A 22412-nucleotide genomic window follows, 5' to 3' on the forward strand; every position below is an offset into this window, starting at 1 on the left:
TTCAAACGTTTATCATCCTCAAAACCGATATATATGTGAGTATTTTGCATAAGTCCCAAGAGCGCTTTTCAAATCAGCAAAATAGAGATCGAAGTGATCCAGTTCGTCTATATATTATATTTTTGAGCGTTGGGAATGGAATTATGCAAAATACTGATATGGAAATATAGATAGAAAAGGGGAACCACGATGAGAAAAGCAGCGAAGATTTTGCTGGCAGTATCCATGGTATGTGGAGCGGTGGTGGGAACTACGTTAAACACTGGAGAAACAGCAGTAGCGGCAAATGTAACGACGAACAACACTTGGAAAAACGCTAAAATTATAGACGTGATCGACCGGAATAACTACATACTGGATGACGGTTCTTTATGGAGAAAGAGTATAGATGGCCCGGTTATTGAGAAATTGAATTTGAAAGGCATTACAGGCAGCAAAAACGAGAGCCAAGGTTATTATGGCTGGACTGAGGACGGGAAGGTAGCCATCTGGGATGATAACTCCGACCCAAAAGTGACGGCTCAATCCTCAGGAGTTAAAGAAATTACAGGTGAGGGTTTGGCTATTAAAACCGATGGGACGATCTCCTGGGGAAGAGAACAGGTTGAGGGAATATCGGATGCTATAGATGGTGATAAGGTAAGTACCTATTTTACGGTTCTTACTCGATCCGGTGATGTATGGTATTCCACAGGGTACGCAGAATCTAAGCCCCGCAAGATAGGTCATGTAGATGGTGCGCTTGATATCAAAATGAGTACGGCGTATGCTGCAGTACTTAAGGAAGATGGCCATGTCACGATGCTGGATATGCTGACCAATGAACCCCCACGCGAAGTGGGAAGTGATATTTCTTCAATTTTATGGAAAAAAGGTACACATGTCTTGATTACTGTACATCATGATGGGACTGTATGGAGCTATGACCGAATGAAGAAATATCCAGCTGTGCAGCTTAGCGGGTTATCTAATGTTGCACGGTTGGTTGATTCGCCTGACGAGCTTTTTGCACAATTAAAGGATGGCTCTTGGGTCGGCTATAAGGATGGGATCACGACTGCGCTGAGCTTGCCTACATTAACGGGTATGTCCTTGTTGACGACCTCCAAAGAGGCTGCCATCGGCGATACGATTCAATTAAATGTACAAGAGACGTATTCGAACGGTTATCGACTAACACGTCATCCCGAAGCTAGTGAGATTGAAGTAGAGAAACCGCAGGTTGCCGAGCTACAGCAGAATGGTTCGGGTACACTCAAAGTAAGGGGCATTGGAAGCACATCCGTAGCTCTGCAGACCGAAGGAATACCATCTTCTTTTACACTAAAGGTATCGTCCGATCAAACCTTGACCGGGGCGGCTATACTGGACGGCAATGTGTATTTGCCTATGCAGTCTGTGTTCAAGACGCTGGGTGGATCTGTTACCGTGGCGAACCAGACCTTTACGATCAAGCTGGGTAAAAACAATATCGTACTCCAAAAAGGGAGCTCCACCGCGATGGTGAATGGTAAACCTGTTGCACTGAAGGGCAAGGTTCAAACGGTTAACGGACAGGTTGTATTCCCGGGAACATTACTGACCGATCTGAAGTTGGGCGGATTCAAATGGAATCGTGACCGCCAGCAAGGAGAATTATCTGTGGGCGCTACCAAGCTGGTCATTGAGACGCCGGAAACGGCAAAAATTATCAGAGCCATTGATCTGGGCAGTCTGTCCAAATTAATTGGCAAAACCTATTGGGTCAATAACTTCTATAGCGCTGGAGATCGATTTGGCAAGGTAACAGTTAAAGATATCGAAGTCAGCACGGACCCGAACGGTGTTAAATCTTACGAAGTTATTTTCCAGGGGGCCAATGGCGAAACTTATGACACGTTTTCCATCATCGGAGCTTCACGCATTCCACAAATGCTGTCTGATTCCGATCAATTTCTGACTTACGATCCGTACAAGAAATACCAATGGTCGCAAGCCATCTGGAACAAGATTAAAAATAATGAGGTAAGCTTGGGCATGAATACGACGCAGGTGCAGTTCGCATGGGGAAACCCAACAGTCAGAGAAAAGGGGGCTGCTTCAAACGGAACTCAAGTCGAAGCCTGGGTATACGGCAACCGTAGTCTTTATTTCAAGGCGGTAGCTTTCGTGAATGGCAAAGTCATAGAAGTATGGCTGTAGGGTAGCTGGTTTTCTATAACGGTTTGAACAAGGTATCTCCAGAGTCGTATATACGGCTCTTGGGATGCCTTTTTTTCATTTAACAAAACTAAGCTCTTTATTTAACAAACTTAAGATATGATTCTTTATGTCATACAACTTGCTGTATAGGTAATAGCTTCGTAGAGAAAGTATGAAGAGCACAAGAGAAGAGAGGATCTGATTTGAGAATGAAATCGCTAAGGAAACCACTATCAGTTGCATTACTATCTTTACCATTACTTCTAGGTTCCCTAGGTGGAAGTTATGCGAGTGCGGCAACCCTACCAACAACGGTAACTCCAACAGAACCGTCGTGGGGATATTTCGTAGATCATTATAAAAATAATAGTTCTGTAAATAAGACGGAAAGCTCTAATCCAACCCTCGGGTTGCTCTCCGAATTTAATAAGCTTTGGACTCCCGGCGCTACTTGGGATACAGGTACCAAGCTAAACACTAGCGTGCTGGACGCCAATATTCAAAAAGTGATTGATATAGCTGCCCGGCGCACTTCCAGTGAGGCCGATGCGGCTTATTTGGATGATCGCAGAAACCAGAGCTACAGTGTGATCGACGGTCTGGGTTCGCTCACTGATGTATATCGAAAGAATGCAGGTGCCACGACAACGATCAACGACATTCCGGCAGATGCCCTGACTAAGAAATACGAAGATGAGGGAACGAATGCAGGGAGTACAAGCTCCAATCTCGGTAACATCGTAAATCTGGTAAATACCTTGCGCGGGGAATACTCTACGACGAACCCGGCTAAGTCTTACTTTAGCTATCCTCGTCCGTTTCGCTGGAGCGATAACTCAGTGGTTGTTCCGAGCCTTATTCCTGCTCTCAAAGCTGATGCTACTAGCGATGGCGGCTTTCCTAGCGGTCATACCAATGCTGCGTATCTCAGTTCTATTGCTATGGCCTATGCCGTGCCGGAGCGTTATCAGGAACTGCTGACACGAGCTTCGGAGCTGGGCAATAACCGTGTTGTTGCCGGTATGCACTCCCCGCTTGATGTTATGGGAGGACGTGTCATGGCAACGGCGATGGCTGCTGCTATCCTGTCTGATCCGGCCAATAGCAGCTTGAAGAAAGCGGCTTATCAGGATGCTCGCAAACAACTGCTGTCTCAAAAAGGTACAGCTCCAGATCGGTTCAGCAATTATGCCACAAACAAAAAAAACTATAATCAACGATTAACATACGGATTCAGTCAGGTTAATCCAACTACGACGCCAATGACAGTGCCTAAGGGAGCTGAGGTACTATTGGAGACACGCTTGCCTTACCTGGATAGCACACAACGTCGTTGGGTTTTGGCTACCACGGGGATTCCTTCCGGATATCCTGTACTTGATGATGCTGAGGGATGGGGACGATTGAACCTGTTTTCCGCCGCGGATGGCTACGGTGCTTTCACCAATAATGTTGCGGTAAATATGGACGCTTCCAAAGGCGGTTTCAATGCACTGGATCGCTGGCGCAACAATATCTCCGGCGTTGGAAAGCTGACTAAAAAGGGAACAGGTACGTTGAAGCTAATGGGCAACAATACGTATTCCGGCGGTACACAGATCGAACAAGGTACTCTGGAAGGAACTTCGGAAACGGCTTTCGGAAGTGGTGGAATTACGAATAACGGGGGAACTCTTCTTAAAAATGCTTCTGGAAAGCTGATTATTGGCGGAAATTACAGACAATCTGCCAAGGGAACACTTGAGCTTAACCTGCGCAGTAAAAATGATGTGCTCAAAATGAAGGGAACAGCTATACTCAACGGAAAATTACGTCTGAATTTTTCTAACAAATATGTACCGGCTAATGGTGTTACGATCTTAACTTATGCTAAACGGAATGGAGCATTTTCTTCGATTGAAACAGTAGGCTTACCAAGCAATTATAAAGTGAAGGTTTTCTATACAGCTGACAGTGCTCAGTTGAAAGTCACTAAGTAAAACGTAATTAACTCTCTATACAATAATTGAAGTGCACCTTTAAAATACATGGGGATAAACCAGAAGGTTATTCCAGTGTGTATTCTAGGGTGCACTTTATTGTTTCATCATAATTAATCAAAAGTATAAAAAGGTCAAAATTTGACCTTAATGTAGTAAAATAATCCCGCTGTTTGAAAGCGCAGTCATGATATTCTTAAGAAGCATATTTGATCAAATTTTCAAATGATTCAGACTAACTAAGAGGAACAGAGGAAAGGAAGAGACTGATGAGTCTTGAAAAGGAATACGTTAAAATAGCCCAAGATGTCATTAAAGGGCTTGGCGGAGAAGACAATATTATTTCCATGGCACATTGTGCCACACGGCTGAGGCTGATTGTAAAAGATAGAGAAATTATTGATGATGAATTTATTGAGAATATTGATAAGGCCAAGGGCGTTTTCTTTACCTCTGGGCAATATCAAATTATTTTTGGAACCGGTACTGTAAATAAAGTATACGATGCCATGGTTGGTCAAAGCATATCTGCTACATCAAAGGCTGATTTGAAAGAAATGGCCTCCACCCAAGATGATAATCGGTTCAAAAGAATGATCCGAGTTTTCGGGGATGTATTTGTTCCGATTATGCCCGCATTGGTAGCTACAGGATTATTCATGGGAGTTAGAGGCTTAGTAACTCAGCCTGCACTGCTCCAGTTATTTGGACTTACGCCTGATCATATTTCTGCGAATTTCATATTGTTTACACAAATATTGACCGATACGGCTTTTGCATTTTTACCCGTGTTGGTATGTTGGTCGGCCTTCCGGGTGTTTGGTGGATCGCCGCTATTGGGGATTTTGATTGGATTAATGTTAGTGAGTCCTTCGTTGCCTACATCCTGGGATGTCGCCCAAAAAGTTCAGGAACCACTAGTGTTTTTCGGATTCATTAAAATTGCAGGCTATCAGGGCTCGGTTCTGCCTGCTTTCATAATAGGTGTCGTGGGGGCGATGCTGGAGAAGAAAATCAGAAAATCAGTCCCCGATGCATTGGACTTAATTCTAACACCGTTTTTGACATTATTAATAACACTGGTACTGGGATTGTTCGTAATTGGTCCCATTTTTCACGAGGTGGAAACTTTAATATTAATGGCTGTTACCGCCATTTTGAAATTACCATACGGCATCGGCGGATTTATTTACGGTGGCATCAATCAGATTATTGTAGTTACCGGACTACACCATGCCTTAAACCTGATTGAAATACAGATGTTAGTGGGCAATGGTTGGAATATGGTGAACCCGATCAGTTCGGCGTCGATTTGCGCACAAGCGGGTGCTGCGCTAGCTGTTGGTCTAAAATCTAAAAATGTAAAAACCAAATCCATTGCTTATCCTTCTACCTTGTCTGCGTTGTTGGGCATTACAGAACCCGCTATTTTTGGGGTGAACATTCGATATGGCAAACCGTTCATGATGGGCTTGATTGGAGGAGCGGTTGGTGGTTTCTTCGCACGTATATTTAATATTCAAGCAACGGGTATGTCGATTACAGCCCTACCTGGAATGTTATTGTACCTGAACAATCAGATATTTCTTTACATTTTAGTTTGTGTAATCGGCTTTGCTGTAGCATTTTCGCTAACGTGGATCTTTGGGTTTAAAGAAAAAACAGATAACAAATAAAATGATGTGGGGAGAATCATGGACAACAACACACTGCTTAAGAAATTGGACAGCCTTTCAATAGAAGAGAAAATAGGCCAGCTCATCCAACTGACCGGTGATTTTTTTGAAGGGGATATAGACACTGTTGTGACAGGGCCTTTAAAAAAATTAGGGTTAAACGCCGGCTACAATATATATAACACAGGATCCATATTGAACATCACTAATCCGGAAAAAATTATCCAGTTGCAAACGGATTATTTGGAAAAATCGATTCATAAAATTCCGCTGCTGTTCATGGCAGATATTATCTATGGGTATCGAACTATCTTCCCGATTCCGATTGCACAAGCATGTAGTTGGAATTATGAGGGTATAGAACATGCGGGTTCGATTGCTGCCCAGGAATGTTACGACGAAGGTGTTCACGTGACCTTTTCCCCCATGGTAGATATCGTTAGAGATCCCCGTTGGGGGCGGGTGATGGAATCGCCCGGAGAGGATACCTTGCTAGCGAAGAAATACGCTGAAAGCATGGTTCAGGGGATACAGGGAAGAAACTTGGAAGGGATCATACCAGCCAATAAAATTGCCGCTTGCGTCAAGCATTTTGCCGCTTATGGGGCACCTGTCGCTGGACGTGAGTATAACGCCGTGGATATGTCGGAGCATACGCTGCGAGAATATTATTTACCAGGGTATCAAGCTGCAATCGAAGCGGGGGCAAAGCTTGTTATGACGGCCTTTAATACCTTGAACGGCGTCCCTGCGACAGGAAACGAGTGGCTTAACCGCGACGTGCTAAGACGAGAAATGAACTTTAATGGTGTGTTGATCTCGGATTACGCCGCTATAGAAGAACTGATCATGCACGGTTATGCTGAAGACGAGGCTTCAGCCGCAAGGATTTCGTTATTGGCTGGTGTTGATGTGGATATGAAGACAGCGATATATGCCAATCAATTGGAGAAAGTAGTATCGGATAACGAGCATATGCTGGAGCTTTTGAATGAGGCTGTATACCGTGTTTTAAAGCTAAAAAATGATTTGGGGCTTTTTGAGGACCCGTTCCGCGGATTACAGGAAACCGTTCAGCGGTCGAGAAACAGTATTCTGTCAGATGAACATAAAAAAGCCGCGCTGTCCTTGGCTGAAGAATCCGTAGTCTTGCTGAAAAATGAAAATCAACTACTGCCATTGTCTAAACATACCAAAGTAGCTTTAATCGGTCCTTACGCAGATGAAAACTCCACCCTGGGTATGTGGGCCATTAAGGGGGATGAGGCGGATACCGTCAATTTGAAAATGGGATTATTAAAGCATGTTGATCCCGACAATCTCTCGGTTTGCAAAGGGGCGCATATGCTCCCCACTAATGCGAGAGAAGCCCTTGGAAAATATGCGGACAAGCTGGCTGCTGAAACAGTGGATGAGGAGGCCCTACTGCGCGAAGCGATCCGGAATGCTAACGAAGCGGATGTCATTGTCCTCGCCTTGGGAGAAAGTATTTATCAGAGCGGAGAAGGGGGATCGCGAACGAACCCGACGCTTCCTAAGCCGCAAATGAAACTGCTCCATGAATTAAGTTTACTGGGCAAAAAGATGGTTCTGATCGTTTATAGCGGAAGACCTTTGATTCTTACCGAAGTAGCCGGAAAAGTTGACGCTATTGTCCAAGCCTGGTATCCAGGAACGATGGGCGGAGAAGCACTGGCCAATATACTGTATGGGGAAGTCAATCCATCGGGGAAATTAGCTATGACCTTTCCACGAAGCGTTGGACAAATTCCGATATCCTACAATGAGTTGAATACAGGAAGACCAAATTTAAAGGAAAATGGTTCTTATCGGTTTGCATCCCGATATATTGATGAAGTGAATGAACCCTTGTATCCGTTTGGCTATGGTAAATCCTATACCTCATTTGAATACAGCCTATTAACAATTAGCCAAAAAGAAATGAAAAAAAATGAGTCAGTTGATATCTGTATTTCTGTCACCAACACTGGAATTTATGATGGAAAGGAAACGATCCAATTATATATTCGCGATAAATTTGCAAGTGTTGCAAGACCAGTGAAAGAATTAAAAGACTTTAAAAAAGTTTTTTTGCAAAGTGGCGAAACCCAAAATGTCGAATTTTCAATTCATGAAGAGATGCTTAAATTTTATGATCGTGAAATGCAATACAAAAGTGAACCTGGCGAATTTGATATTTATATCGGGTCAAGCTCGCAGAAAATTTTGCTGAGTTTTAGTTTTGTTTTTTTACCGGAGGATGAGCATGAATAAAAGCGACGCGTATAACCTGAAATATCATATTACTCCTCCTTACGGTTTGCTCAATGACCCTAATGGACTTGCCTATTTCAATCATCAATATCATGTGTTCTATCAGTGGAATCCAAAAGGAACGGAGCATAAAAATAAATGCTGGGGCCATGTTGTTTCTAGCGATCTGGTGCACTGGCAAAGGAAAAGTGTCGCGCTGGAGCCTTCAGAATGGTATGACAAGGATGGCATTTATTCTGGCGGAGGCATTGTTCATAATGAAAAGCTGTATCTGTTTTATACAGGAAATGTAATCCGAGATGATGGAGTAAAAGAAAGCTATCAATGCGCCGCGATTTCGGAGGATGGGGAGTATTTCCAAAAAATAGGTCCCTTGTTTGAGCACCCCAAAGGTTATACCCGGCATGTTCGAGATCCAAAAGTATGGAGAGACCAACACGGGAACTGGTGGTTGATTGTTGGTGCTCAGAGAGAAGATTTGACTGGAGATACGCTTATCTACAAATCTAAAAATTTGTCCGAATGGGAATGCCAAGGATCATTTGTTGATCATGATCATCAATTTGGATATATGTGGGAATGTCCAGATGTACTTCATTTTGCCGAAAATGATGTTTTTGTTTTCTCTCCTCAGGGTTTACCGGAGAGAGGCGAATATTATAAAAATCCTAATCAATCGGGTTATATTGTTGGCAAATTATCGAATACAGGCAAATTTAACGGCAACCTTTCCGATTTTAAAGAGCTTGATCGAGGATTTGATTTTTACGCGCCACAATCATTTAAGGTTAATGAGAGAACCATTATGTTCGGATGGATGAGCGCCATGAATGAAGAAGCGGAGAGGGCTGTCCCGACCATTCAGGAGGGCTGGGTTCATGCGTTGACTCTTCCTAGAGAAATGGTGTTGATGAACGGTGTGTTGTACCAGAAACCATTGCCGGAATTACAATTGTTAAGACTGGATGGCATGCATTACAAAGGGGAAATTCAAAGTAGTAGTGAGTGGGTGCTGCCTTCTACACAAGCGGAGCTCATTGTTCATTTTTCCTTACTCACAGAAAACTTTAAAATGATCATTAGGGATGCTGTGCAAATTGACTATGATTGGGAACAAAATAGTCTGACAGTTTGGAGAACAAACTGGTTGACTGGCGAGAGGGAGTACAGAAAAGCAACATTAAATAATAAGCTTGCAGAAATGCAAATATTCATTGAAAGCTCAAGCTTGGAAATATTTATTAACGAGGGTGAAGAAGTGTTTTCCCTGCGTTATTTCATAGAAGATGCAGACCAACGCAATGTATTGCTTGAGGCAGGAGACAATGTAGGTGAAGTTAGAATGTATCAGTTGCAGGAATGTGTAGGTTAACATTTTTTTGCTTGCCGAGTTGCAAGTAGGCTAAGGAAGGCTGTTCATTATCCCGTTTACGGGAAGAACTGCCTTCTTTTTTATTTTGGTCCGTTGAATAGATTCTGCTTGTTCGGGCATTTTACTATCGGTATAGTATGAGTATTAGTATAAGAGTTTATTGCTTAATATAGAATACAGATGGATCACTCATGGCTGCTGATGAGGTGTGGTGATGAAAAAAATATATGAACATATCGAAATAGACAGAAAAAAAATGATTAACCTTTTTATGTTCCAATCCAGAGATACAGAAAGAGTCATTCCTATGCATTTTCACAGCAATATGGAGTTGATCTACTGTACAAGTGGAAGTCTAAAGGTGTGGCATGAAGGAAAAATAACTATTTTGATGGAAAAGGATGCGCTATTCATTAACAGCAATGTCCCGCATTCCACGCAGAGCATTACGGAGAACCAAGTCATTGTGCTGCAATTTCCAGACACTTTCTTTGCCAATGAACAAGTAATCATACAGTTAAACACGCAAGAGAAACAAGTTGAAGATACTATAATCTCTAAATTAAGAGGATTGTTTATGGATATATATGATCTACATATTTCCAAAAGCAAATACGACTACATTTTAGAGCAAAGCCGAATTATTGAACTGAAATATTTGCTTGTCAATCATTTTAGTCAGGCAACAGACATTCCACCGGAAGTATTTAGTGAAAAGCAACGAAAGATAAAGACAATCATGGACTTTATTAAAGAGCATTATACTGAAAATATTAGCCTGGCCAAAACGGCCCGTATCTGCGGTTATTCGGAGGCTTATTTGTCGCGAATGTTTCATGAATATACAGGCCAGACGTTTACCGAATACAAGCAAATTCTTTGTTTGGAGAAGGCGATCGATTTACTGGATTCAACTAATAAGTCACTTACAGAAATTTCTTACGAGGTCGGGTTTCCAAACGAGAAATCTTTCAGAAAGGCTTTTAGAGAAGTTATGGGTAAAACACCTTATGAATATAAAAAATCAAGATTTGATCTGAATGTGTAACGCCACGAGCATGCACAGCATCCTTTCAGTACAACCAAGGGGTTGTCCCTGAGTCATTTGATGACTTAAGGACAACCCCTTGATATTTACGCTATGTTAGGAGAGTTATTAGCTTAACGGTTATCGATCTTTTCCGGGTACATATCATGGTTCATCATACGGTGCTCCGCTATCTGTTCATACTTCGTTCCTGGCTTGCCGTAGTTGGTGTACGGGTCGATAGAGATGCCACCACGTGGCGTGAATTTGCCCCATACTTCAATGTAGCGAGGGTCCATCAGCTTAATTAAGTCATTCATGATGATATTGACGCAGTCTTCATGGAAATCGCCGTGGTTACGGAAGCTGAACAGATACAGCTTAAGGGACTTGCTTTCTACCATTTTAATATCGGGAATGTAGCTGATGTAGATGGTTGCAAAATCAGGCTGTCCTGTAATCGGGCACAGGCTGGTGAACTCCGGGCAATTGAACTTTACAAAATAATCCCGATACGGATGTTTATTATCAAAGCTTTCGAGAATGGCGGGATCATAGGCAAACGTGTATTGTGTGCCTTGATTGCCAAGCAGGGTAACGTCGGTCATTTCTTCGGGTGTTCTTCCGGTCATATGGATAAGGCTCCTTAAGTTTGGTTTGGTAAACGAGATAGGGAGTTATGGTGGTGGGGAGGTCGCTCCGCGAATGATTTGATCTTCCGACCGCCGTCAACACCATAAAGTCCCTACCCGTTTACATATTGGTTGGGGCAGAAGTGAATAGTGCTCGCTCCTTTATAAAAGGAGCGAGCTTGTTGAGAACCCCGTCCTCACGGACGAGGGTGTACTTCGACTAATTTGGTGTATCTTGTGTATCACATACAGCTCATACGGAATATATTACATATAAGTGTTATACGCCGCGTTTATTGCCCCATACGAGGGTGTGGAGCTGCGGGAGTACTCTTACGTCGTTTAGTCGGGAATCGTCCATGACACGGTCGATAAGCCATTCATAACGATGGAGTAGGGACTCCGCAATCTGTCCGGTGTTCTCCGTGTTCACATCTGGATTACCCGTCTGGAGGAACAGCGGTACGTGTGGATAGCGCTCGTGAATGATGCGGGCATAGGCAAGATCGGTGTCATCGAAGATGACGACCTTCAAGCTGCAAGCTCCGGTATAGAGCCGCGCAGATTCATTAGCGGGTTCCTTCAAGCCTGTTGCGGTTGGGACGTTGGACGTAGCTCGGGACTCACTAGCCATCTTCCGGTTCGATAGACGGGCGACGATATCATCTAGCACGTCCCAGTTGGTCGTCATACCAGAGCTGGGCGGCTTCGGGGATAGGGTTACCTCATCGATATCGTACAGCCATTCCTGCCAACGGGAGCCTTGTGTTTCGACAGCGGTAGCAATGCCTTGGCTGCGCAGCAGGGTAATTAGCTCCCCAAGCTGCGGTAGCAGGGCAGGATTGCCTCCAGAAAGAGTCACATGCGAAAACCGTTCGCCACCGATGGCCTTCAGCTCCTGCCAAATGTCAGTGGCACTCAGACGACGGATCTGGTCCTTGGCGCTTCCGTCCCAGGTAAAGGCGGAGTCGCACCACGAGCAATGGTAATCGCAGCCTGCGGTGCGAACAAACATCGTTTTACGACCAATGACCATACCTTCGCCCTGAACAGTGGGACCAAACACCTCTAGTACGGGAATAGGGGCTAGTTTGGTGCCGTGGGAGGCTGTCATAGGTTGGTGAGTCGTCACGGTATTACTCATCGAGCATCCACTCCCGTCGGAACTCGGCGTAGCTGGTAGGTGTCTCGAACAACCGTACAAACTCGGTACGTCCACCTTCGACACGGTTGCAGTATGCATCCGAGGTCAAGGCTGACTCCATTTGTTCAAAGATCCAGACGACCATATTTTCCGCCGTTGTATTCATTGGAGGAAGCGTCTCATTCAAGTAACGGTGGTCCAGAAAAGGCTCAAGCCGCTCTTTCCAGATCGTTTTGATGTCACCAAAATCCAGCGTTAGACCCGTTTCGCCCGGTATACCGCTTATGCCAAACACGACGATATAGGTATGTCCGTGCAGATTTTTGCATTTGCCTTCGTAGCAGTGCAAATGATGTGCTGCATCGAATGTAAATTGTTTGCTGACTAGTACACGTTTGCGGTGATAACGCAGCTGAGAGTGCTCAATGTCTGTTCCGAACTGCTGGAGCTTGTCGACAATGCGAAAAGTACCTGGCTCACGCATGACCTTCAACTCCTTGGGATGAAGCTCCGCGCACCGCGAGATACTGCTCGAGTCCAGCACGGCGAAGTTTGCAAGCAGGGCATTCGCCACAGCCATCGCCAATGACGCCGTTATAGCACGTTAGTGTACGTGTTCTTACAAATTCAAAAGCTTTCAGCTCATCGGCCATGTGCCAGGTTTCGGCTTTGTTCAACCACATGAGTGGGGTATGAATCACAAAGGGATAGTCCATCGAAAGGTTCAGTGTGACGTTCAGCGATTTGATAAAAGAATCCCGGCAATCGGGATAGCCGCTGAAATCCGTCTCACAAACGCCTGTAATCAAGTGGCGCGCTCCTTTTTGCTTGGCGAGAACTCCCGCGAAGCTCAGGAACAGTAGGTTACGACCGTCTACAAAGGTGCTAGGCAGTTCGCCTTCCTGTTGAGTAATGTCAATGTCGGTGCGTGTGAGGGCATTAGGGGCTAGTTGATTAAGCAGGCTCATATCCAGTACCGTTTGCGGAACACCCAGTTCGCGGGCGATTCCAGCGGCTACTTCGATTTCCTGCTTGTGGCGTTGACCGTAATCGAACGTCACGGTTTCTACTTCAGCAAAATGTTTTTTTGCCCAGAATAAACAGGTTGTGCTGTCTTGGCCGCCGCTGAATACGACGACTGCTTTTTCGTTTGTAAACATAAAAAAACCTCTCGATCTTCTTGGAATGGTGCAAGACATGGAGTCTTGTCACTTGGAAGAAGGAGAGTTCTTGAACCGACTTCAACAAAAAACAGGCCTTGCCCCGCGAATTCATTTTTCTTGCGGAGGACAAAGCATCGTTAGTTTTTTATAGAGGGAGTTCGCGAACCTCTCCCATGCATGACGCATGGATTTTCTCCATTAGTATCTGCCATGAGGACAGACGGCTATAGCATTGTCATTATAGCATGGCAGGGCTATTTGATAAACACTCCACCAAATGGAATGACTTCCCGTAAAAATCGCTTGATCACGCCATCGTCGTTCATATCCTGTTGAAGCCGCCGATGATGTTCCCCAGCATGAAATAGTACGGTACCCTGTCCGGTCATTTTAAAATGATAGTTCATATGCTGGCTGGCCAGATGGTTGCCGTACACGGTCAACTCCAGTTTGGCGTTTTCGGGATAGGCAATGACGCTGCTTGCATCCACATATATCGGCTCTGTCGGATGAAGCTGTTCTTGACATACCAATCCCTGCGTCAAAAGACCGATTTGACCAACACCATCGAATTTCATTTTTATAACATCGCGGCTAAACAACATGTTTTTCATGCTTAGCAGCTTGGTACGCATTTGGATACCGGAGCTGTACCAGAACAGGTTGCGAAAATCGTATAACAGATCATCGCTCCCTTCAAGCTTAATCATTTTTAGACTAAAGCCAGGCGGAAGTGCGGCAATTAGGCGACAAGCTCCTGTGAAATCGGCTTGAATCAGTTTGTGTTTGCGATACATGCCCTTAATATTCATCAGTTTATCACTACGGCCTGAGCTGGGTCCGCGGTATGCGATGATTTGCTGCGGATGCAGAACATGCAGCTTTTCTCCTTCCGCCAGATCGAGCGTTACGACCGAACCGACGCTTTCATCATGGTGTTGTCCTGCTTGTATGTCCATTCAGACCTTTCATCCTTTCAGACAGTTAGTACCTTCCCGAACGTCGACGCATCCCGTAACGCAACAGTCGGATACCGATAAAATAACCGGCCAGCAGAATTATAGCTGTGATGATGAGCATTTTATTTCGGTGTGAAGCCTGATCGCGCTGGGTTTGAAGATTTTTTAATTCTGTGACAGTGTCAGTCAGCTTGCGGTTTTGCTCCAGTAATTGAGCGTTTTGCTCTTGATAGGCTTCTAAGCTGTTACGGGCCTTCTCCAGATCCTCCTGTGTTTGTCGGTAGCTTTCCTTGAGCTGATACACATCACCGGGCAACCGCGAAAATTGCTCGAAGCCTTGGTACACATCATCCCAATAAGCAGCATGTACTTCGGGTACACGAGTTATCCCAAAAATAAACAAAAGTGCTATAGCAGCGCAGACAATGCGGCGGTACAAAGCAAAACGACAAGTTGGTCGTGCCAAGAGATGTTCCCCCTTTTGATAAACCAAGATGTTAGATGATATAGATCATTACCCATATGACATGGTTACGTATAATATAACGATTCGGATGCAGATTTTAGAATAAACGGACGATAAATATGAAGAAAATGTCCTCAAAAAAAGTCGATATATTAGTTTAAGTGTACCTTAAAACGGGTATATCAAGGAAGCGGCAACATTCCGGCATTTTTCCCAGCATACGAGTAAAGAACGATCCGCACCTGATCAGGGGCTTAAGTTGAATAAATGAACTGAAATATATTAAAAATTGATATAAAAGGAGATTTTGCAAGATGAATGAGAGAGAACAAAACTATAAAACTTTAAAAATCACTGTAAATGGAAAGCCGTTATCAAAGGATCTCGTCGTAGATAGCACTACTTTTGCTCCTATATCTGATATTTGCACAAAAACGAATGTTTCTTTAACAGAAACTACAATCTCATAAGTTTAAATATAGAAGTAGACTATAATATGGCCCGGCATACGCCGGGCTATTTTTGCGCATTCATGTAATTCAAATGGTTTAAAATGTTATTTACCAAACTAGGTCCCCCTTCATAAAGATTCCCATGTATAATTTTCACAATCAAACATACGTTCCCTGACAATATAGTGTCAGATAACACTGTTAATTTAGAGTTACATGTTCTTTTAGGGGGAATTTACCAGTGGTGAAGTCAATGCTCAATGTAACGTGCACATGGGACAAAGAGTCTATATCTGCGAATGGGTCCAAACAAGTAAATCTACTGATAGAATGGGGCTATGGAGCTATACGTAAAAGAAAAGGAAATCTAATACCGAAAGCAGCGGGATGTGACCTTCAACTCCAGTTCATTCCAGAAAACGGGGTAAGTCTATTAAAAGCTGAAGGGGTGAGGCTCGGTTTTAAACGCTCAGAAAACGGAGATAGCATGTTTGTTCACTGTGGTGATGTACGGCGGGGAAAATATAGACAGGCTATTTTAACGTTTTCTATACCGGCTCACTCGTCCGGAAGACATACGATTGGAATGGTGGAGTGGAGCTGGCGCAAGCCATCGCAGGAAAAGCGAACGCTGATCCGGACAGACCAGCTCTATATCCATTTCACGCATCATCTTGGTCTGCTGAGCATTCCATCCAACCCGAAGGTGGAAAAATACATAAAGCTGAATGAGACGTCCCCTATTGTAAAAAAAGCATTGCGTATGTACGAGAAAGGGGAATATGAGCGAGGGGCGTTCATCCTTACCAGACAAGCAGATGAATTACTTATACTTGCAGCAAGAAGCGATGACATGGACTACCTGCAGGAAGCCGAGTTAATTCTGGCCATACGCAATAAATGGAGTGGTACTTTTGTCTCATTCACAGCGTATAGTTCTAAGGTCATTTTTAATAAAGCAATATCGGTAGGAGATGTTCATTTTACTGAAAATGATATTTTAAGATAGGCAATTATGCTAGTTTATTTGTGTAATATAGTGAGTCTAATTTACTATCTTTTTGTAAAGGAGAGACTTCCTTGACTGATCGGTTGATACGTTTAATGCGGATTATTACTATTGTTCAGGCAAATCCGGGGATATTGGCAAGAGAGCTTGCCGAACGTTGTGAAACATCAGAACGTACTATATACCGGGATATGGAGGCGTTAAGCGCTATGCATATTCCGATTACGAATATGGGGCATGGAAAAGGGTACATTTTTATTAGTAATTTTGCTTTGTATCCTCTGAATTGGACGGAAGAAGAGGTAGAGGCTTTTACCAAGCTGGGAGAGATTATGGAAACGGTAAAGCCTCTTTTACCGCCAGCTTTTGAAAGTGCTTATGAGAAAGTGATGGCCTCTAGTCAGAAAAAAAAGATGGACCAGACGAGCTTCGCGCAGGAAATGAAAAATATCATCCGGCTCGGCTCGACACTTGATCGGGAAAACCAGCCCTATCTGCTCAGGCTGATTGTTTTGGCGAGTCTTACGCAGCAGACGATTGAAGCGGAATACAGCTCGCCTCAAAATGAAAATGTATCCCTAGTTCAGGTAGATCCTTATTGTTTGGTTCCGCAGGATCGGCGATTCTATATGCTTGGTTTTTGTCACAAGCACTCCGCTATGAGAACCTTTCGGATCAGCCGCTTTCGGAACATGAGAATTTTGCCGTATACGTTTCAAAAAAATACAACTGAAATGGAAATGTTTTTTAAAGGGACCTGGTCGGTGACCAAAGGAAATCAGAATATCCGGTTTGTGGTACGTTTTTCTGCCGAGTCTGTATATCGGGTCAAAGAAGAGGAGCTGTTCATCAAGCCTTTTCTTAAGGATTTGCCGGATGGAAGTTTGTTGTTTGAGGTGACGGTCAATCATGACCGTGAATTTTTGGATTGGCTCACTTCCTATGGAGCTGAGGCCGAGATCCTGGAGCCTTTACGGTACCGCAAACGAATGCAAGAAATGCTGCGGACCTGGGGGGCATTCTATTTCGATAAAAAGGCAGGAAATCAAGAATAACAGGGGGAGATCCCCCGGAACGGGCCGGGGAGCTATCCGTTTAACGGTCTTTAAACAGGTTGGCGAGATTGCCAAAAGGACTGTACTGCTCCTGTTCTTCTTCTGGTGAGGAGTAGACGAGCTTCGAGCCGCGGCTTTCCTCATCGTCAGCAGCATTATGAACTAATGTAATACGATCAAAATGGTACATGAAAACCTGTGCGGTGTTCACGGCATCATCCAGTGCCCGGTGTTGTTGACCGTCAAAGTCAATGTTGCACAATTCCAGCGCCTGAGACAGGCTCAACTGACGGTACTTTCCATTAGAGCTAAACAGACGGGAAATCTGCTTCTGTATATCATTTGTATTATGAATCCATCCGAGATCTACATGATGGGTACGACAATGGGATACCAGCTTCTGACGGTCATCCGGGCCCCATGCGCATAAATAATAAGGGGAATCCGTACCGAGCCAGGCTATGAATTGCTTCACAGCTTCAGGGAATAGTGGGGCGGCATCAATGTCTCGTTGAGTAATACCCGTGAACTGAACGGTATCTGTAGAGAGTACAGGCCGATTCGAGGGTCTTACAAAACTGTGAAACGTATCCGCAACGTATAGGCCATCGTCTCCCTGAACAACTTTGACGGCACCGATATCAATGATTTCGGAGGAATATCTGGCGTTACGGCTAACGGTAAATTCAAGATCGTAAATAATGTATTGCATTTCTAGACTCCTTCCACACATATAACTGATCCCGATGGGTATCGGGACGAATGTTCTCTGCCCGAATGACTCTTCTCCATCATACCTCTCGGTTCACAACTTGTCAGCGGTTAAAAGGTTTGCTTTTAAAAAAAATATGCGATGTCCAAATGAGCTTGGACTATCGCATATCTAAAAACGCCTGACATACAGCAGCATCCGAAACCACTAGGATTCCGGACGCTGTTTTTGCTAGCTATTGAATTAGGCCGGGAGGTCTAACTTTTGTCCCGGATAAATGCGGTGAGGATTCTTCAACTTATTCAACTGCTGAAGCTGTTGCCAGGTGGTACCATGTTTGCGGGAAATGTCATACAGCGTATCCCCGGATTTCACAACATATACATGGCTATTTGTAACTTGTGCAGAAGCGGATGTCTGCTGTGGCTTGGCTGTTTGAGACTTTGCCGGTGCCGGTTTTGCGGGTGCTGGTTTCGCAGCCGGTGTAGGTACGGATTGCGGCTTTTCCTGCACAGGTGCGGGTGTTGCCGTTGAAGCAGATGGCGCAGCTTGTGTGGCAGGGACAGAAGTTTTACCATCAGCCTTGGCTTCTTGAATGCGACCGTCCGCTTGTACTTGCAGGCTAGCGGAGCCCACCTTTTGCATGTAGCGAATTAACGCTTCGTCAAGCGAGCCGAACATACCTGCCTGTGGATATTTAGCGAACATCGTATATTGGTCACCACCTACGGCAGTAAAATCATTGGTGGCCAGTGTGTATGTTGCCTCAGGATCAAGTGTCTTTCCGCCGATCAGGATAGAATGAACACGGCTCCCTTTGGCTGCTGATGTGTCTATTTTGAACGAGATACCTGATACCTGTGGGAAACCTCCGCTTGGCTCTGGATAGGAGGCTGTACCATTTTCCAGTGCGGCCTGAATGTCAGAGCCCTTCACTTTCAGGGTAACGATCTGGTTGCCGAAGGGCAGCACAGTGATGATGTCTCCCTTGGTTACTGTCCCCGTCTTGATGGAAGCCCGGATGCCGCCACCGTTCGTTAAAGCCACGTCTGCTCCCGAAACATCACGCATAGCATCGGTGAGCAGGTCGCCAAGATTGGTTTCACTTGCACGTACCTTTTCGCGTGCTCCTTCCAGATCCACACTTGTTTGCGTTACAACCTCTTTAAGAATAGGTTCCTGGTCCTTTTGAATGGAGGCGATCAATGCAGCAATTTCAGCGTTGGGCTGAACGTCGACTGCTTGAGTCGAATCAATCAGCTTGGCTTGCTTTTGCGTAACCTTACCGCCGTCGACCCATAAGTCCACAACACCCAGATACTTGGTGTATTCACCTGCGCTAGCGATCAATGTACCATTGTCACTAATCAAGCCTTTTTCCAGAACGGTATGGCTGTGTCCATCGATGAAAATATCAATGCCAGGCACTTCCTTAACTACCTTAAGGCTGGTGTCCTTACTAGACGCATCCTGCCCCAGGTGACCAAGAACAACAACGACATCTACTTTGCTGCGGATTTCATCAACAGCCGCTTTGGCCTCAGCCGCAGGGTCGGTGAATTGAATACCCTCAACATTTTTGGGATTAGTCTTATATGCTGTTTCTGGCGTAGTCAAACCGATAATACCGATTTTAACGCCGTCCACTTCTTTAATAACATAGGGTTTGAACAAACGTGTTCCGTCTGTTTGTTTAATATTGGCGCTGAGCACAGGGAACTGAATCTCCTTACTTAGCTCAACAAGATGCTTCCAACCATAATTAAACTCGTGGTTACCCGGAACCATAGCATCATAACGCAGCTTGTTAATCACTTTCACAATGCTCTCGCCGTTAACCAAAGTAGCGAAGGTCGTTCCATGAACGGTATCCCCGTCATCTAGCAGCAGTGTATTGGGATTGGAAGCCCGATACTGATCAATGATACCCGCCAGCTTGGCGAATCCCATTTCCTTGTCGTTCGCGACCACGTGGGCATGGGTATCGTTCGTATGTAGGATGGTGATGTGTTTACCGCTGACTGGAGCCGTTGCCGTTCCCGCTGTTCCCACATTGGTTGCTGGGTCTGCTGCTGCTGTACCGAGACAACCAAGTAGAAGCGCGGCAGTCGTCAGGATCGACGAGAGTTTTTTCCATGAGTTCATGTTGTTCCTTCAACCTCCCATAAAATGAATGAATTAGAGAAACCGCTTACGACCACATTTTATCAGATGATTGTAAAAATAACTTCTATTTTATATCAAAGCACTAAAATTTTTTGAGATATCGGTTGTTAAATCCACCGTCTAGTTACCTATATTGTAGAGGAAGTAATAAACAGTAACTCATGTAATGAGAACTAACGTTCTGTTTTGTGGTCAAAAAAAAGGGCAGTCTCTTTGGGCAGCCCGATCCGGGGTAAATAGTGATCCAACGTTTCGTCAGCTAGTGGCGGTTTTCCCTCACTCAGCAAAAGCACGGCAAACCGATTGGCCTGTTGTTCAAATTTTCCTGGGGAAAAGTAGGAGTGCTCCTCCATAAAAAAGCGGCTAATACCTTTATGCAGTCGGTCATGTCCCAATTCATGCGCACAGACGAACCGTTCCCATTCGGGTGTGAGGCCATTGTGGATAACGATAAATCTTCTACGCAACTTGTGGTAATACAGCCCTTTGGTTGTGGGGCCTAGATCGCAGTATCGGATATGGATACCCAAAGCCTTCGCAATATCGAAGGGGCAGTTGGTACGGTATTTTCGGACAAGTTTGTGAATGAGTTCGTTCATGCGCTCACCTACTATCCCTGATCTTTGCCCGCTTGGGGCTCTTTGGGCTTTTTATGTTTGTTCATCTGCTTGGCTTCCCAGAACAGACCTGTCAGCACGTCCTTGATCCGTTGACGGTCTTTTTCATCCAGCGGAATGCCATCGAACATTAATTCGTCGTCTTCCTCCAGCATTTTTTTAAAATCCCGGCGGTCTTTGGAGGTTGCCCATTCCGGCACAGTAGAACGATAAAGTTCATGTGGATTTTGCTCCATTGAATCATCATCTCCCCAATATCCGGCGGCCTTCATCATTTCGGTATAGGATACGCTAAGCGCGTCCGCTATTTTGCGGAGAGTGGAGGGTTTGGGGATTCCGCGCAGTCCATTTTCAATGCGGGAAATTTGTGAATTGCTTATACCTGCAGCATCTGCCAACTGGTTGATGCTCCATTGTTTGTGTTCACGCTGCTGTTTTAAGTAAGTTCCGAATGCTGGCTGTTCCACGATGGGGCTCCTTTCTGCAAGAGAATCATAGATATTAGTTTTAGTATACCATTAGGTAAATAGTAAAAGCACGTAATATGCCAAAAGGCATAGGGAAATAAAGCGAATATCCTGTTTTTGGAGCTATACTGCTTTTTTTGACGATGGATACCTATCCTAAATAATGTTATGTTATACTCAAGATACGAACAAAAGGGGAACACAATGTAAACACGAACGTTTTTCTATTTCAGGATTTTGCAAAATTCGATTCTAGTTGCTCCGAAGTGCAAAATCCTCATTTAAAAATACATCATTGTCAAAAGGCATAAGATAAGGAGTGTTGCTTTACATGAGGAATAACTTACCCGAATTGGACCGTCGCAAAACGCAGAATGCATTGGAGGGTGTGTTTGAGAAATACCGGATTTATAAAACGATTACTTTTATGGATCGGGAGAGCTTTATTACGGCTGGCTATACGGATCGCCCGAACGGCCCAACGAATGTGACAAGCGATCCAACGGCTCGGACAGCCGTATATAATGTAGATGCTCCTGCCGCCCGCTTGGCCTACTGCGATATGGTGGATGCCGTAGTGAGTCGCTTGAATGAACGCGAACAGCTGCTCATCCGTGAACGTTATTTAAAGGATGACGATGTGTTTGATTACAAGGTTTACAATTACGTACTGGACCCTCCGGTCAGCAAGGATACGTACACGAAGCTTCGTACGCGTGCTTTTTACAAAATGGCGCTTGCACTGGCGGACCAAGGCGTTTTAAATTTGGCAGGCTTGCAGAAGGGCGCGGATCGAAAACTGGGTTAATGTAATAATTATCCACTTGTTCTCATTTCTATTTTAAAATGGTTTCCTAAAAGGCTTTGATTTCCTGTAATAACAGGGATCAAGGCCTTTTTTTATAATAGGAACATATGTTCTCTAAAAACCTCCCAACATCATCCCTAGTCTCTGCTTTTATCGTCCATTTCCCCGGCAACGCATTCGTTATTAGGGTGTAAGATTATATCATCGGGAATCAAGACAAGAGGACATACCGAAGACACACACAGTCAAACGT

20 protein-coding genes and 1 riboswitch are annotated in these 22412 nt (G+C 44.5%); of the genes, 10 read left to right on the forward strand and 10 right to left on the reverse strand.

Annotated elements, in window-relative coordinates:
• Nucleotides 1-189: 189 nt before the first annotated feature.
• The 6 genes from JOE49_RS11315 (at nucleotide 190) to JOE49_RS11340 (ending at nucleotide 10530) form a co-directional block, all read left to right on the forward strand.
• Complete coding sequence (locus JOE49_RS11315; RefSeq protein WP_209941195.1) at nucleotides 190-2181, forward strand: copper amine oxidase N-terminal domain-containing protein; 1992 nt, start codon at nucleotides 190-192, stop codon at nucleotides 2179-2181.
• A gap of 209 nt (nucleotides 2182-2390) precedes the next feature.
• Nucleotides 2391-4160: an acid phosphatase gene (locus JOE49_RS11320; RefSeq protein WP_209941196.1), complete on the forward strand. Its 1770-nt coding sequence runs from the start codon at nucleotides 2391-2393 to the stop codon at nucleotides 4158-4160.
• A 269-nt stretch (nucleotides 4161-4429) separates the two neighbouring features.
• Nucleotides 4430-5836: a sucrose-specific PTS transporter subunit IIBC gene (locus tag JOE49_RS11325; RefSeq protein WP_076264421.1), complete on the forward strand. Its 1407-nt coding sequence runs from the start codon at nucleotides 4430-4432 to the stop codon at nucleotides 5834-5836.
• A gap of 18 nt (nucleotides 5837-5854) precedes the next feature.
• Nucleotides 5855-8110: a beta-glucosidase BglX gene (gene bglX, locus JOE49_RS11330; protein WP_209941197.1), complete on the forward strand. Its 2256-nt coding sequence runs from the start codon at nucleotides 5855-5857 to the stop codon at nucleotides 8108-8110.
• Nucleotides 8103-9482, forward strand: coding sequence for a glycoside hydrolase family 32 protein (locus JOE49_RS11335; RefSeq protein ID WP_160789205.1), 1380 nt, complete (start codon nucleotides 8103-8105; stop codon nucleotides 9480-9482). The genes bglX and JOE49_RS11335 overlap by 8 nt, the downstream gene beginning before the upstream one ends.
• Before the next feature lie 214 nt (nucleotides 9483-9696).
• Nucleotides 9697-10530, forward strand: coding sequence for a helix-turn-helix domain-containing protein (locus JOE49_RS11340; RefSeq protein ID WP_160789206.1), 834 nt, complete (start codon nucleotides 9697-9699; stop codon nucleotides 10528-10530).
• A gap of 113 nt (nucleotides 10531-10643) precedes the next feature.
• Here the strand turns inward: JOE49_RS11340 and queF are convergent, their stop codons facing one another.
• From queF to JOE49_RS11370, 6 genes are all read right to left on the reverse strand, one after another.
• Nucleotides 10644-11141, reverse strand: a complete 498-nt coding sequence (gene queF, locus JOE49_RS11345) for a preQ(1) synthase (RefSeq protein ID WP_013309106.1) — start codon at nucleotides 11139-11141, stop codon at nucleotides 10644-10646.
• 280 nt (nucleotides 11142-11421) lie between these two features.
• On the reverse strand, nucleotides 11422-12285 hold the full coding sequence (queE, locus tag JOE49_RS11350) for a 7-carboxy-7-deazaguanine synthase QueE (protein WP_209941198.1): 864 nt from the start codon (nucleotides 12283-12285) through the stop codon (nucleotides 11422-11424).
• Complete coding sequence (gene queD, locus JOE49_RS11355; RefSeq protein ID WP_053324813.1) at nucleotides 12278-12769, reverse strand: 6-carboxytetrahydropterin synthase QueD; 492 nt, start codon at nucleotides 12767-12769, stop codon at nucleotides 12278-12280. Before queD ends, queE begins: the two co-directional genes overlap by 8 nt.
• Nucleotides 12762-13445, reverse strand: coding sequence for a 7-cyano-7-deazaguanine synthase QueC (gene queC / locus JOE49_RS11360; protein WP_068938506.1), 684 nt, complete (start codon nucleotides 13443-13445; stop codon nucleotides 12762-12764). The genes queD and queC overlap by 8 nt, the downstream gene beginning before the upstream one ends.
• 134 nt (nucleotides 13446-13579) lie before the next feature.
• Nucleotides 13580-13623, reverse strand: a riboswitch (PreQ1 riboswitch).
• Between the two features lie 79 nt (nucleotides 13624-13702).
• A complete protein-coding gene (locus JOE49_RS11365; RefSeq protein ID WP_013309110.1) occupies nucleotides 13703-14407 on the reverse strand; it encodes an AIM24 family protein in 705 nt (234 codons plus the stop codon).
• Nucleotides 14408-14432: 25 nt separating this feature from the next.
• A complete protein-coding gene (locus JOE49_RS11370; protein ID WP_023987365.1) occupies nucleotides 14433-14873 on the reverse strand; it encodes an SH3 domain-containing protein in 441 nt (146 codons plus the stop codon).
• Nucleotides 14874-15187: 314 nt separating this feature from the next.
• Here JOE49_RS11370 and JOE49_RS11375 point away from each other — a divergent pair, with 314 nt between their 5' ends.
• The 3 genes from JOE49_RS11375 to JOE49_RS11385 all read left to right on the forward strand — a co-directional run bounded on the left by JOE49_RS11375 (nucleotide 15188) and on the right by JOE49_RS11385 (nucleotide 17389).
• Nucleotides 15188-15343 carry a hypothetical protein gene (locus JOE49_RS11375; RefSeq protein ID WP_165176511.1) on the forward strand — a complete coding sequence of 52 codons (156 nt, stop codon included), beginning with the start codon at nucleotides 15188-15190 and terminating at the stop codon, nucleotides 15341-15343.
• Nucleotides 15344-15566: 223 nt separating this feature from the next.
• Nucleotides 15567-16334, forward strand: coding sequence for a hypothetical protein (locus tag JOE49_RS11380; RefSeq protein WP_209941199.1), 768 nt, complete (start codon nucleotides 15567-15569; stop codon nucleotides 16332-16334).
• A gap of 71 nt (nucleotides 16335-16405) precedes the next feature.
• Nucleotides 16406-17389 carry a helix-turn-helix transcriptional regulator gene (locus JOE49_RS11385; protein WP_023987368.1) on the forward strand — a complete coding sequence of 328 codons (984 nt, stop codon included), beginning with the start codon at nucleotides 16406-16408 and terminating at the stop codon, nucleotides 17387-17389.
• Between the two features lie 40 nt (nucleotides 17390-17429).
• Here JOE49_RS11385 and JOE49_RS11390 read toward each other — a convergent pair whose 3' ends face one another.
• From JOE49_RS11390 to JOE49_RS11405, 4 genes are all read right to left on the reverse strand, one after another.
• On the reverse strand, nucleotides 17430-18101 hold the full coding sequence (locus JOE49_RS11390; protein ID WP_023987369.1) for a 3'-5' exonuclease: 672 nt from the start codon (nucleotides 18099-18101) through the stop codon (nucleotides 17430-17432).
• Between the two features lie 243 nt (nucleotides 18102-18344).
• A complete protein-coding gene (locus tag JOE49_RS11395; protein ID WP_209941200.1) occupies nucleotides 18345-20246 on the reverse strand; it encodes a 5'-nucleotidase C-terminal domain-containing protein in 1902 nt (633 codons plus the stop codon).
• A 194-nt stretch (nucleotides 20247-20440) separates the two neighbouring features.
• Nucleotides 20441-20866, reverse strand: a complete 426-nt coding sequence (locus tag JOE49_RS11400) for an ImmA/IrrE family metallo-endopeptidase (RefSeq protein ID WP_029516155.1) — start codon at nucleotides 20864-20866, stop codon at nucleotides 20441-20443.
• Between the two features lie 11 nt (nucleotides 20867-20877).
• Nucleotides 20878-21351, reverse strand: a complete 474-nt coding sequence (locus tag JOE49_RS11405) for a helix-turn-helix domain-containing protein (protein WP_028543151.1) — start codon at nucleotides 21349-21351, stop codon at nucleotides 20878-20880.
• 331 nt (nucleotides 21352-21682) lie between these two features.
• Here JOE49_RS11405 and JOE49_RS11410 point away from each other — a divergent pair, with 331 nt between their 5' ends.
• Nucleotides 21683-22159: an ArpU family phage packaging/lysis transcriptional regulator gene (locus JOE49_RS11410; protein WP_209941201.1), complete on the forward strand. Its 477-nt coding sequence runs from the start codon at nucleotides 21683-21685 to the stop codon at nucleotides 22157-22159.
• Nucleotides 22160-22412 lie beyond the last annotated feature (253 nt).

Origin of the sequence: Paenibacillus sp. PvR133, assembly GCF_017833155.1 — a bacterium.
GTDB lineage: Bacteria > Bacillota > Bacilli > Paenibacillales > Paenibacillaceae > Paenibacillus > Paenibacillus polymyxa_B.

Bases quoted from the DNA above. Each gene is read 5' to 3' on its own strand.
- JOE49_RS11320 (WP_209941196.1), top strand. From the start codon at position 2,391: ATGAAATCGCTAAGGAAACCACTATCAGTTGCATTACTATCTTTACCA.
- JOE49_RS11340 (WP_160789206.1), top strand. From the start codon at position 9,697: ATGAAAAAAATATATGAACATATCGAAATAGACAGAAAAAAAATGATT.
- JOE49_RS11390 (WP_023987369.1), bottom strand. From the start codon at position 18,101: ATGCAATACATTATTTACGATCTTGAATTTACCGTTAGCCGTAACGCC.
- JOE49_RS11335 (WP_160789205.1), top strand. From the start codon at position 8,103: ATGAATAAAAGCGACGCGTATAACCTGAAATATCATATTACTCCTCCT.
- JOE49_RS11400 (WP_029516155.1), bottom strand. From the start codon at position 20,866: ATGAACGAACTCATTCACAAACTTGTCCGAAAATACCGTACCAACTGC.
- queC (WP_068938506.1), bottom strand. From the start codon at position 13,445: ATGTTTACAAACGAAAAAGCAGTCGTCGTATTCAGCGGCGGCCAAGAC.
- JOE49_RS11365 (WP_013309110.1), bottom strand. From the start codon at position 14,407: ATGGACATACAAGCAGGACAACACCATGATGAAAGCGTCGGTTCGGTC.
- bglX (WP_209941197.1), top strand. From the start codon at position 5,855: ATGGACAACAACACACTGCTTAAGAAATTGGACAGCCTTTCAATAGAA.
- JOE49_RS11325 (WP_076264421.1), top strand. From the start codon at position 4,430: ATGAGTCTTGAAAAGGAATACGTTAAAATAGCCCAAGATGTCATTAAA.
- queD (WP_053324813.1), bottom strand. From the start codon at position 12,769: ATGCGTGAGCCAGGTACTTTTCGCATTGTCGACAAGCTCCAGCAGTTC.
- queF (WP_013309106.1), bottom strand. From the start codon at position 11,141: ATGACCGGAAGAACACCCGAAGAAATGACCGACGTTACCCTGCTTGGC.
- JOE49_RS11395 (WP_209941200.1), bottom strand. From the start codon at position 20,246: ATGAACTCATGGAAAAAACTCTCGTCGATCCTGACGACTGCCGCGCTT.
- queE (WP_209941198.1), bottom strand. From the start codon at position 12,285: ATGAGTAATACCGTGACGACTCACCAACCTATGACAGCCTCCCACGGC.
- JOE49_RS11375 (WP_165176511.1), top strand. From the start codon at position 15,188: ATGAATGAGAGAGAACAAAACTATAAAACTTTAAAAATCACTGTAAAT.
- JOE49_RS11410 (WP_209941201.1), top strand. From the start codon at position 21,683: ATGAGGAATAACTTACCCGAATTGGACCGTCGCAAAACGCAGAATGCA.
- JOE49_RS11315 (WP_209941195.1), top strand. From the start codon at position 190: ATGAGAAAAGCAGCGAAGATTTTGCTGGCAGTATCCATGGTATGTGGA.